The following is a 9,675-nucleotide window of genomic DNA, read 5'->3' on the forward strand; positions in this document are numbered from 1 at the left end:
GCCGGGTGGGTGGTGCCGGGTGGGCTTCCGTTGGTTACGGGCGCCAGTTCGCCAGTACGCCCTCGTAGAGCTCTTGGTCGGTCAGCTCGAGCGGGGTTTCGCCGGCCAGGAAGTGGGCCGTGTTGTCCGTCTTGAGCTTGCGGAGGTAGTCGAAGGCCTTGTTCTCCGGGTCACCGAAGGCGACGAAGGAGAAGAAGACGGCGGGGTGGTTCTTCGCCGCGTCCGTGAGGGACTGGGTGGCGGGGGTCCTGGCGTCCGGGGCGCCGTCCGTCTGGAAGATCACGAGTGCGGGGTCCGTGGTGGCGGACTTCTCGTAGTGGCTGAGGACCGCTTCGACCGCCGTGTGGTAGCTGGTACGGCCCATGCGGCCGAGCCCTGCGTGCAGGTCGTCGATCTTGTTCTCGTGGTCGGTGACGGTGAGTTCGCCGGTGCCGTCGAGTTCCGTGGAGAAGAAGACGACGTGGACCTTCGCCTCGGGGTCGAGGTGGGTGGCGAGGGCCAGGGCCTGCTCGCCGAGGGCCTGGGCGGAGCCGTCCTTGTAGTACGGGCGCATGGAGGCGGAGCGGTCCAGCACGAGGTAGACCTTGGCGGTCGTGCCGGTGAGGTTGAGGTTCTTGAGGGTGGTGGCGGCTGCGTTGTAGGCGGTGAGGAGGGTGGCCGGTACGGGGTCGCCTCCGGCTGGGGGTTCGCTGGTCTTGACGGCCTCGGCTTCGCCTTCGGCCTTTTCGTTCCCGCCCGCACCACCCGTGGCGGTCTCGTTGTCGGGTGCGGGTGGCCCCTGTGGGGCCTGATCGCCGTCGGCGACTGCGGGCTCGTTCGCCTGCACGGTGACGGGTGTCGGCTCGGCGTCGGGCGCCGGTTCCGGAGCCGCCTCGGCAGTGACGATCTCCGGCTCCGGCTCAGGCTCCGGGCTGACGTCAGCGACAACAGGCTCGGGCTCCGGCGCAACTTCGGCGGCAACAGGCTCCGGCGCGGGAGCCGTCTCCGCGACGGGCTCCGGCTCGGCGGCCGTCTCCGGCTGCGGCTCGGGGGTCACTTCGGTGACGGCCTCGACCTCAGGCTCCGGCTCCGGCTCTGCCGCCGGGGCCTCCTCCACCACGGGCGCCTTCTCTGCGGCAGGCTCGGGCTCAGGAGCAGCCGCTGCCTCAATTTCAGGCTCTGCCTCTACCTCAGGCTCCGCCTTAATCTCAGGCTCTGCCTTGACCTCAGGCTCGGCCCTAACCTCAGGCTCCGCCTCGACCTCAGGCTTCACCTCAGCCTCAGGTTCCCGCTCTCGCGCCGCAGGCACCGGCGCGGACACCGCCACGTTGTCGAACGCCGCCGACACCAAGTCGTCCACACCGGACGTCCTGGGCTCGGCCGGCGGGGTCGGGACCGAGGCCGCCGGTTCGGCCGCCGCAGGTGTCCGCTCGGTCGCCGGGGCGGGGACGGAAGCTGCCCGTTCCTCCGCCGGAGGCGTCTGCTCAGCTGCCGGAGGCACGTCGGCACCCTCGGACGTACGCCCCTTGCGTGACTTTCCGAATGCGTTTCGCAGGAGGTTGAGAATGCCCATGTGCGCAACCCTTCGCATGAGTTGTTTCCGTCAATCCCTGGCCAGGACGGACACGTAAGGTTAGCCGCCATGTTTGAAGATCTTCTTCAGGCCCGGACCTGGGAAGGACCCGGGCCCGGACCCAGGTCCGTACGGAGATATATACCGAGGTAAGTACCGAGGTGCGTACCGGAGTCCGCGTCGGCGTCAACTCCCCCTCCGCTCTCGTGCGTTCACCCCTCGTTCACCTCACGTCAGTGTCCCCGAACGCGCGTGCCCCTAGCGTCACGCCCGACCCAGGAAATATTGGGAGGGACCGTGCGCAACCTGCTGCCTCTGATCGGCTCTACCGGCTCGCACGCCGGTGGCCGTTCGGCGATGACCTGTCGATTCCGGTGTGGTGACGCCTGTTTTCACGAGGTGCCCAACACCAGCACCAACGAGTACGTCGGCGATGTCATCGCCGGTGCGCTCAGCCGCCGTTCCATGATGCGGGCCGCCGCCGTGGTGACGGTCAGCGCGGCAGCCGGGGGTGCGGTCGTCGGCGGCGGCGCCACGCAAGCCGCCGCGCAGACCGCTGACGCGACCCCCGCCGCGTTCACGGGAGGAACGAGCGGCAAGGCGGCCCGCGGCCTCCGGTTCACAGCCGTCGCGCCGAACACCGCCGACACCGTGACCATCCCCGACGGCTACGCCCAGAACGTGGTCATCCGCTGGGGCGAGCCCATCCTCCGCGGCGCCCCCGCCTTCGACCCTGACAAGCAGAGCGCCAAGGCGCAGGCGGGCCAGTTCGGCTACAACTGCGACTACCTCGGCCTGCTCCCGCTGCCGGGCGAGCGCGGCCGCCAGGTGCTCGTGGCGAACCACGAGTACACCGACGAGATCCTGATGTTCAAGGGCTACGACGCCGCCAAGCCCACCCGCGAGCAGGTCGAGATCGCCTGGGCGGCCCACGGCCTGTCCGTCGTCGTGGTGGAGGAGGACCGCAAGAGCGGCAAGCTCACCCCCGTACCCCGCCACCCCCTCAACCGGCGCGTCACCGCGACCACCGAGTTCAAGGTCACCGGTCCGGCCGCCGGGTCCGACCTCCTCAAGACCTCCGCCGACCCGACCGGCACGAAGGTCCTCGGCACGCTCAACAACTGCGCGGGCGGAGAGACCCCCTGGGGCACGACGCTGCACGGCGAGGAGAACTTCAACCAGTACTTCGCCAACAGCAGCCGGACGACGGACAAGCGGTACGGCATCGGCACCGCCGCCTCCGAGCGCAAGTGGGAGCTGTTCGACAAGCGGTTCGACGTGGCCAAGGAGCCGAACGAGGTCCACCGCTTCGGCTACGTCGTCGAACTCGACCCGTACGACCCCACCTCCACGCCCCGCAAGCACACCGCGCTCGGCCGCTTCAAGCACGAGGGCGCGACCGTGCGCCTCACGCACGACGGCCGCCCGGTCGTCTACACCGGCGACGACGAGCGCTTCGACTACTTCTACAAGTTCGTCGGCAGCAAGCGGATGGCCCACGGCCACAGCCGCTGGGCCCGCGAGCACAACCTGACGCTCCTCGACGAGGGCACGCTGTACGTCGCCAAGCTCACCGGCGACTCCCCGGCGATCGAGATCGACGGCACGGGCAAGCTGCCGAACGACGGCGAGTTCGACGGCAGTGGTACGTGGATTCCGCTGGCCACCGCCACCGCGAAGGGCGCCGTCTCGCACGTGGACGGTATGACCGCCGAAGAAGTCTTCGTCTTCACGCGGCTCGCCGGTGACAAGGTCGGCGCCACGAAGATGGACCGCCCCGAGGACATCGAGCCGAACCCGCACACCGGCAAGGTGTACGTCGCCCTCACGAACAACAGCAACCGCGGTGTCGGTACGAACGCCAAGGCCGACGAGGCCAACCCGCGCAACGCCAACAAGCACGGGCATGTTCTGGAGCTGACCGAGCGCTGGAACCGGGCCGACAGCACGAGCTTCGCCTGGTCGCTGTTCCTCGTCGCAGGTGACCCGAAGGACCCGGCGACCTACTTCGCGGGCTTCCCGAAGGACAAGGTCAGTCCGATCTCCTGCCCGGACAACGTGGCCTTCGACCCGCACGGCAACCTGTGGATCTCCACCGACGGTGCCCAACTCGGCTACCACGACGGTCTGTTCGGCGTCGCGACCCAGGGTGACCGGCGCGGTGAGCTGAAGCAGTTCCTCACCATGCCGAAGGGCGCCGAAACCTGCGGCCCGATCGTCCAGGACCGCCGCGTCCTGGTCGCGGTCCAGCACCCGGGCGAGATCGACGGCGCGACCGTCGAGAAGCCCGCGAGCACCTGGCCCGACGGCCCGGGCACGTATGTCCGCCCGTCGGTGGTCGCGGTGTACCGCAAGGACGGCCGCGACATCGGCGTCTGAGCCGTAGTTGTACGTACGTGGGGGCGCCCTCCTCAAAGGGGGGCGCCCCCTGTCTTTTTAGGGGCGCGGGGCTGTATCAATTTGCGGCTCCGCCGCGTGGGCGCGACCAGCCCCCACGACCCGCAGATCACACACCGGCCCGTTCCAGCCACTCCCGATAGCCGGGCGCCTGCAAGGCGACCTCCTCGTACGCCTCCTCCAGTTCCGGAAAGACGGAGTCCAGCTCCTCCTGCGTACGGGCCGCGAGGAGCAGGCGTACGCCGAGGGGGTCGCCGTGGATGCGGCGTACCGCCATCGTGGGGCTGTCGGCGTGGGTCGGCTGGCAGACGGCGACCACCTCGCCGGTGGCGATCAGTGCGTCTGCCGTGTAGTAGTCGCCGTGCAGGACACGCGGGTTGACGCCGGCCGCGCGGAACATCCGCTGCACGGCGTCCCACTCCCCGTCGACCGTCGGGTCGACCATCCAGCGGTCGTCGGCCAGGTCACGCAGGCTGACCTCGGACTTCGCCGCGGCCGGGTGGTCGGATGGCAGCGACACGAATTGCGGCTCGCGTTCCATCAGTACGCGCAGCCGCAGCCCGTCCGGTATGCGCAGCGGGCTGCCCTCCACCTCGTGCACGAAGGCGACGTCGAGCTGTCCGTCGGCGAGCATCCGCAGCAGTGCGTTCGGGGAGACGTCCATCTGCAGGACCGGCTCCTGGTTGCGGGCGCGCAGCCGGCGCAGCCAGCCCGCGAGGGCCCGGCTCGCGGTGGAGCCGATGCGCACTTGGGGTCCGGCCACGGCGGCGGCGGTACGGGCCTCCGCGACGAGGGCGCGCATTTCGGCCACCAGGGGGCGGGCCCGGCCGAGGACGACGCGGCCGAGCGGGGTCGGGCGGCAGCCGGTGCGTTCGCGGGTGAACAGCGCCCCGCCCAGCTCCTGTTCGATCCGGCGCAGCTGGGTGCTCAACGAGGGCTGGGCGACGCCGAGTTGGCGTGCGGCCCGGTGCAGGCTGCCGGTGTCGGCTATGGCGCACAGCGCGCGGAGGTGCCTGACCTCAAGCTCCATGCGGCGAGCCTAGGACGGGCTCCTCGGTCACACCAGACGCACAAATCCCACCTGAAGTAGGCGAGTTGGTGACTGATAGCGGCGTGCTATCGCCACTTGCCATCATCACAGCCGCCGCACAGGCATCGACACTCAGCGATGACGACGACTCACCCCCCACTCAAGGAGTCATCATCGTGCGACTTTCCCTGCGCACATCCAAGAAGCCCAAGTCCAGAGCTGTGCTGTCCGCCGCCGTCGGGCTCGGCCTCGCGGCCGGCGCGTTCGGCGCGGTGCCGGCGTCGGCTGCCCCGGCTGCCGCCCCTGCGTCCTCCGTGGCTGCCTACCACGGTGCGTCCGAGGAGGCCAAGGCCAACGAGGCGTTCTTCGAGGCCGTACTGAAGTCCGTGGCCGAGAAGCGCGCCGCGAACCCGGGCGCCGCCGCCGTCACCGTCGTCTACGACGCCTCGGACGCGCCCACGTTCAGCTCCCAGATAGCCCGTTCCACCTCCATCTGGAACGGCGCGGTCGCGAACGTGCAGCTCCAGTCGGGTTCCAACGCCGACTTCGAGTACCGCGAGGGTAACGACCCGCGCGGCTCGTACGCCTCCACGGACGGCCGCGGCGGCGGCTACATCTTCCTCGACTACGCGCAGAACGAGGAGTACGACTCCACGCGCGTGACCGCCCACGAGACCGGCCATGTCCTCGGTCTGCCGGACCACTACGAGGGCCCGTGCAGCGAGCTCATGTCGGGCGGGGGCCCCGGCCCGTCCTGCACCAACGCGAACCCCGACGCCAATGAGCGCGCCGAGGTCGAGCGCCTGTGGGCCAACGGGCTGGCCAAGGCCCTGCACAAGGTGAACGGGTAGGACCGGACGGTTCCTGTAAGCGCCCCTTAGGGGCGCGGGGAACTGCGCGACCAGCCACGACGCACCCGCAGCTTCGAGTCCGCAAGTCGCCACCCCCCACTGGTGTGGGCCGTCCCTCCTGCACAGGGACGGCCCACACCGCGTTCGGCGGTGTCAGCCGCGCTCGTGGAGCGTCAGGTCGAGGAGGACGGACCGGTGGTCCGTGTTCTCGAGGTCCAGGAAACGGGCCCTGTTCGCCGAGAAGTCCTGGGAGACGAGGACGTGGTCGATCTGGGCGCCGAAGGCCGGGGTCGTTCTGGCCGGCCAGGTCGGGGTGCGGGAGTCGCCGGTGAGGCGGGCACCGTCGCGCAGGCCCGTGTCCAGGATGCGGCGGAACGCGGCGTGGTCCTGCGAGGCGTTGAAGTCGCCCGCGAGGATGGTGGGGCGGGTCTTGTCGGCGGCCGCGTAGTCGCGGAGGGCGTCGAGTTCCCTGCGCCAATCGTCCACGTGGGCCGGGAGCGGGGGCATGGGGTGGGCGAGCTGGACCCGGACCTCGTTGCCCTTCACGTCGGCTGTCGCGCCCGGCATGCCCATGGTGCCCCGGACTCCGGGGGCAGGCTTGAGGGGGTATCGGCTGAGGATGACGGAGCCGTCGGAGCCGTAGCCTTCGACGGCCTGTCGGTAGGGGTACGTGCCCTTCGCGCCGGGCGTGTCTGTCGTGTCCGTCGTATCCGCCGTGTCCGTCGTGCCCTTCGCCCCGAAGGCCTGCGTCAGTTTCTCGTCGCAGGTGTTCTCGCATTCCTCGACGAAGACGAGGTCCGGGCGTTCGCTTCGGATGGTCTTGATCAGCTCGTCGGTCGCCTGGCCGAACTGCACGTTCGACGTGAGTACGCGCAGCTCCGCGAGCGGGGTGCCCTTCGCCTCGGTCGTCTTGCCGTACGGCTCGATGAACCAGGCGATCGCCGCCAGGGCGGCTACGCCCCAGGCCAGGCCGATGCGCCAGCGTGCCAGGCCGGCGAGGAGGAGGGCGAGGCCGGTGGGGGCGAGCAGCCAGGGCAGGAACGCGAGGACTTGCGGTACGGGGGTGATTCCGTCGGTGTCGGCGATCCGGCACCCCACGACGGTGCTCACGCCGAGGAGGAGCAGTCCGGCGATCCAGGCGCCGGCCGCACGTGCTGGGCGTTGTGCCGCCGGGGCGTCATCGGCCCACTCGTCCGTCTCCGCCGCAGCAGTACCCAAGGCCACACCTCTCGCGCTCTGTCTGGATCCTCCCTCAAAGACGGGGTGGGTGGGGGGATGGTTCTCTTCCCCAGCCCCGCCCCTTCCCGAAACTGGGGGCTGCGCCCCAGGCCCCCCTGAGGGGTCGTGTCCCGGCGGCAGCGCCGTCGTGGCTGGTCGCGCAGTTCCCCGCGCCCCTAAAAGACGAGCCCTCAGCCACCACGCACCCGCCACTTGCCCACCGGCGGGAGGGGGCGTGGGTCGGTGCGTCGTACGCCCGTCGCGTAGGTTCGGTCTCAGGCCACCCGCACCGTGTACCACCACCGGGCCGTATGCCCACCCTGCGACGGGCTGACGCACCGGCCCACGACCCCGCACCCACCACCGGACCCCAGGGGCGCGGGGAACTGCGCGACAAGCCACGACGGACCCGCACCCAACAACGAACCCGACTTTGCCGTCTCTTTACAACCGGACCCGCCGCTGCCTCGTCTCTCCGCTCGATCCGTAACGCAGCCCGCCGAGCCCCCGGGCGGACCGACGAAAGAGAGCGATTCATGCGCCGAACTGTCCTCAGCGCCCTGGCACTTGCGTGCACCGCCGTCCTGGCGAGCACGGTGCCCGCGTTCGCCGACGGGGGGACCCCGACCCCGGCCCCCTCCGCCCCGGCCTCCGCCGCCCCGAGCCCGGTTCCCTCCGAAGCCCCCACGGAGGAGGCCCCCACCGACTCGACTCCGAGCGCCGTACCGAGTCTGGCCGAACCGACCCAGGCGCCGGACTCGGGTCAGGTTTCCGTCGTACCTGAGGGAGCGCCCGACACCGGTGAGACGACTGAGTCCGGGCAGTCCGGGACCGAGGGTGGGCTGATCGGTGGCGGCGCCGCCGCGGCGTTCGCCGTGGGCGGCGCGGTGGTCTTCGTCGTGCGGCGCCGGCGGGCGACCGGGGCATGACCCTGCCGTCCAGGCGGGCGTTCGTCACCGCGGCGATGGCGTCGTTGCTGGTGGGCTGTGGCGGCCCGGGGGGCGGCCAGGCCACGACCGACGGTTCGAGGACCAGCGGCACGTCTTCGTCTTCGTCGTCCTCCTCGAACGCGAAGGGGAAGGCGGCGCAGGGCCTCGGGCGTTCGGTCCCGGTCAGGCTGCAGATTCCGGCGATCGAGGTCGACAGCCCGGTCATGCGGCTGGGGCTGGCCTCGGACGGCACCGTGCAGGTGCCCCCGATCACGGCGAACGACCGGGCGGGCTGGTACCGGCACTCGCCGACGCCGGGTCAGGTCGGCCCGTCGGTGATCCTCGGTCATGTCACGGTCGGCCCGTACGGGGACGGGGTCTTCCGTCACCTGGACCGGCTGCGCCGCGGCGACCGGATCGTGGCGCGCCTGGAGAACGGCACGACGGCGGGCTTCGCCGTCACCGCCGTACGGACGGTCGCCAAGGCGGACTTCCCCGCGGAGGACGTCTACGGGGACGTGGACCGGCCGGAGCTGCGGCTCATCACGTGCGGCGGCCCTCGTACCGGTGACGAGTACCGCGACAACGTGATCGTCTTCGCCTCGCTGAGCTCCGCGAGGCCCTGAGTCCCTGAGCCTCTGCCCCAGTCCGACCCGCCACCGCGGATCCCGGGCCGATGGAACGTACGCCGTCGGTCCGGGCTCTTCCGTACGAGAGTTACGGGCTGTACGGGCCGTACGAGCCACATGAGTCGTACGAGCCCTACGAGACCCGTGAGTGCCCCACGACCATGGAGAGCGTTGAAACGGTCCCGCGACAAGGCAGCGTCCGAGCTGTTCGCCGCCCTCTACCCGCGCCTGGCCGGCTGGTGCCGCCGGCTGGTCGACGACGACGAGACGGCCCACGAGATCGCCTCGGAGGCGTTCACCCGGCTCTGGGCGCGCTGGACGTCCGTGGAGGAGCCCCGCGGCTTCCTCTACGTCACCGCGGCCAACATCGTCCGGGACCACTGGCGCAAACTGGAGCGCGAGCGCAGAGCCGTGCGCCGTGCCACTTCGGAAGCCGCCGTCCGCCCGCACATCGAGCAGGCCGATCCGTCGGTACGTCTGCTCGTGCAGTCGTTGCCGGAACGACTGCGCGTCCCGATCCTGCTGCACTACTACGCCGACATGCCGATCCGGGAGGTGTCCGCGCTGACCGGGCGCAAGGAAGGAACCGTCAAGGCCGATCTCCACGCGGCCCGAGAACTGCTCCGCGCCCACCTGAGGAGAAGCCTTGATCACACGCCCTGACGATCCGGAGTTCGAGCCCGACGACCCCCTCGCCGTCATCCTGCGGCCCACCTCCGACCACCTCGGCCCTCCCCCCGGCCGCTACGAGGCGATCCGCCGTACCGCCTCCCGCCGCCGCCTGCTCCGGGCCGCGGCCGGGGTCGGCCTGTCGTGCGCCGTCGCCGCCCTCGTCGCGCTGCCGCTCCTCACGGCGACATCCGGCGCACCCGCGTCCCCGACGGTCCCTCTCGCCCCGCCACCCGCGAGCAGCCCGCCACCCGCGAGCAGCCCGCCGCCTGCGACCAGCCTTCCGCCCTCGGACGGCCCTTCGCCCACGGACGGCTCTTCGGCCACGGATGACCCCTCGGCCACGGACAGCCCCTCGGCTCCGCCCATCCCGTCGGATTCGCCCCGGCCCGTCACCCCC

The 9,675-nt window shown here is 70.9% G+C and carries 9 protein-coding genes; 6 read left to right on the top strand and 3 right to left on the bottom strand.

What is annotated here, in order from left to right; genetic code table 11:
• Positions 1–34: 34 nt before the first annotated feature.
• Positions 35–1,552, bottom strand: a complete 1,518-nt coding sequence (locus G5C60_RS47215; protein WP_165269892.1) for a VWA domain-containing protein — start codon at positions 1,550–1,552, stop codon at positions 35–37.
• A gap of 297 nt (positions 1,553–1,849) precedes the next feature.
• On the opposite strand from G5C60_RS47215, the gene G5C60_RS47220 reads away from it, so the two are divergent.
• The gene (locus G5C60_RS47220; protein ID WP_165269894.1) at positions 1,850–3,931 is read left to right on the top strand and encodes an alkaline phosphatase PhoX; all 2,082 of its coding nucleotides are present in this window, start codon (positions 1,850–1,852) and stop codon (positions 3,929–3,931) included.
• A 127-nt stretch (positions 3,932–4,058) separates the two neighbouring features.
• On the opposite strand, the gene G5C60_RS47225 is transcribed toward G5C60_RS47220, so the two are convergent.
• Complete coding sequence (locus tag G5C60_RS47225) at positions 4,059–4,979, bottom strand: LysR family transcriptional regulator (RefSeq protein ID WP_165269896.1); 921 nt, start codon at positions 4,977–4,979, stop codon at positions 4,059–4,061.
• A 176-nt stretch (positions 4,980–5,155) separates the two neighbouring features.
• Here G5C60_RS47225 and snpA point away from each other — a divergent pair, with 176 nt between their 5' ends.
• Positions 5,156–5,830: a snapalysin gene (gene snpA, locus G5C60_RS47230; RefSeq protein ID WP_165269898.1), complete on the top strand. Its 675-nt coding sequence runs from the start codon at positions 5,156–5,158 to the stop codon at positions 5,828–5,830.
• A gap of 153 nt (positions 5,831–5,983) precedes the next feature.
• On the opposite strand, the gene G5C60_RS47235 is transcribed toward snpA, so the two are convergent.
• Positions 5,984–7,048 carry an endonuclease/exonuclease/phosphatase family protein gene (locus tag G5C60_RS47235; protein ID WP_165269900.1) on the bottom strand — a complete coding sequence of 355 codons (1,065 nt, stop codon included), beginning with the start codon at positions 7,046–7,048 and terminating at the stop codon, positions 5,984–5,986.
• Between the two features lie 536 nt (positions 7,049–7,584).
• Between G5C60_RS47235 and G5C60_RS47240 the strand changes: the two genes are divergently transcribed.
• The 4 genes from G5C60_RS47240 to G5C60_RS52830 form a co-directional block, all read left to right on the top strand.
• The gene (locus G5C60_RS47240) at positions 7,585–7,977 is read left to right on the top strand and encodes a Tat pathway signal sequence domain protein (protein ID WP_165269902.1); all 393 of its coding nucleotides are present in this window, start codon (positions 7,585–7,587) and stop codon (positions 7,975–7,977) included.
• Entirely contained in the window at positions 7,974–8,603 is a 630-nt protein-coding gene (locus tag G5C60_RS47245) for a class F sortase (RefSeq protein WP_165269904.1), read from the top strand. Before G5C60_RS47240 ends, G5C60_RS47245 begins: the two co-directional genes overlap by 4 nt.
• Positions 8,604–8,777: 174 nt before the next feature.
• Complete coding sequence (locus G5C60_RS47250) at positions 8,778–9,269, top strand: RNA polymerase sigma factor (protein WP_165269906.1); 492 nt, start codon at positions 8,778–8,780, stop codon at positions 9,267–9,269.
• Positions 9,253–9,675: hypothetical protein (locus tag G5C60_RS52830; RefSeq protein WP_241267585.1), on the top strand; the 423-nt coding region annotated here is incomplete at its 3' end. The genes G5C60_RS47250 and G5C60_RS52830, both read left to right, overlap by 17 nt.

Origin of the sequence: Streptomyces scabichelini, from assembly GCF_011045015.1 — a bacterium.
Taxonomy (GTDB): domain Bacteria; phylum Actinomycetota; class Actinomycetes; order Streptomycetales; family Streptomycetaceae; genus Streptomyces; species Streptomyces scabichelini.

What these genes read in the sequence shown, in the direction of transcription:
- G5C60_RS47240 (WP_165269902.1), top strand. Translation starts at nt 7,585, where the DNA reads ATGCGCCGAACTGTCCTCAGCGCCCTGGCACTTGCGTGCACCGCCGTC.
- G5C60_RS47215 (WP_165269892.1), bottom strand. Translation starts at nt 1,552, where the DNA reads ATGGGCATTCTCAACCTCCTGCGAAACGCATTCGGAAAGTCACGCAAG.
- G5C60_RS47225 (WP_165269896.1), bottom strand. Translation starts at nt 4,979, where the DNA reads ATGGAGCTTGAGGTCAGGCACCTCCGCGCGCTGTGCGCCATAGCCGAC.
- G5C60_RS47245 (WP_165269904.1), top strand. Translation starts at nt 7,974, where the DNA reads ATGACCCTGCCGTCCAGGCGGGCGTTCGTCACCGCGGCGATGGCGTCG.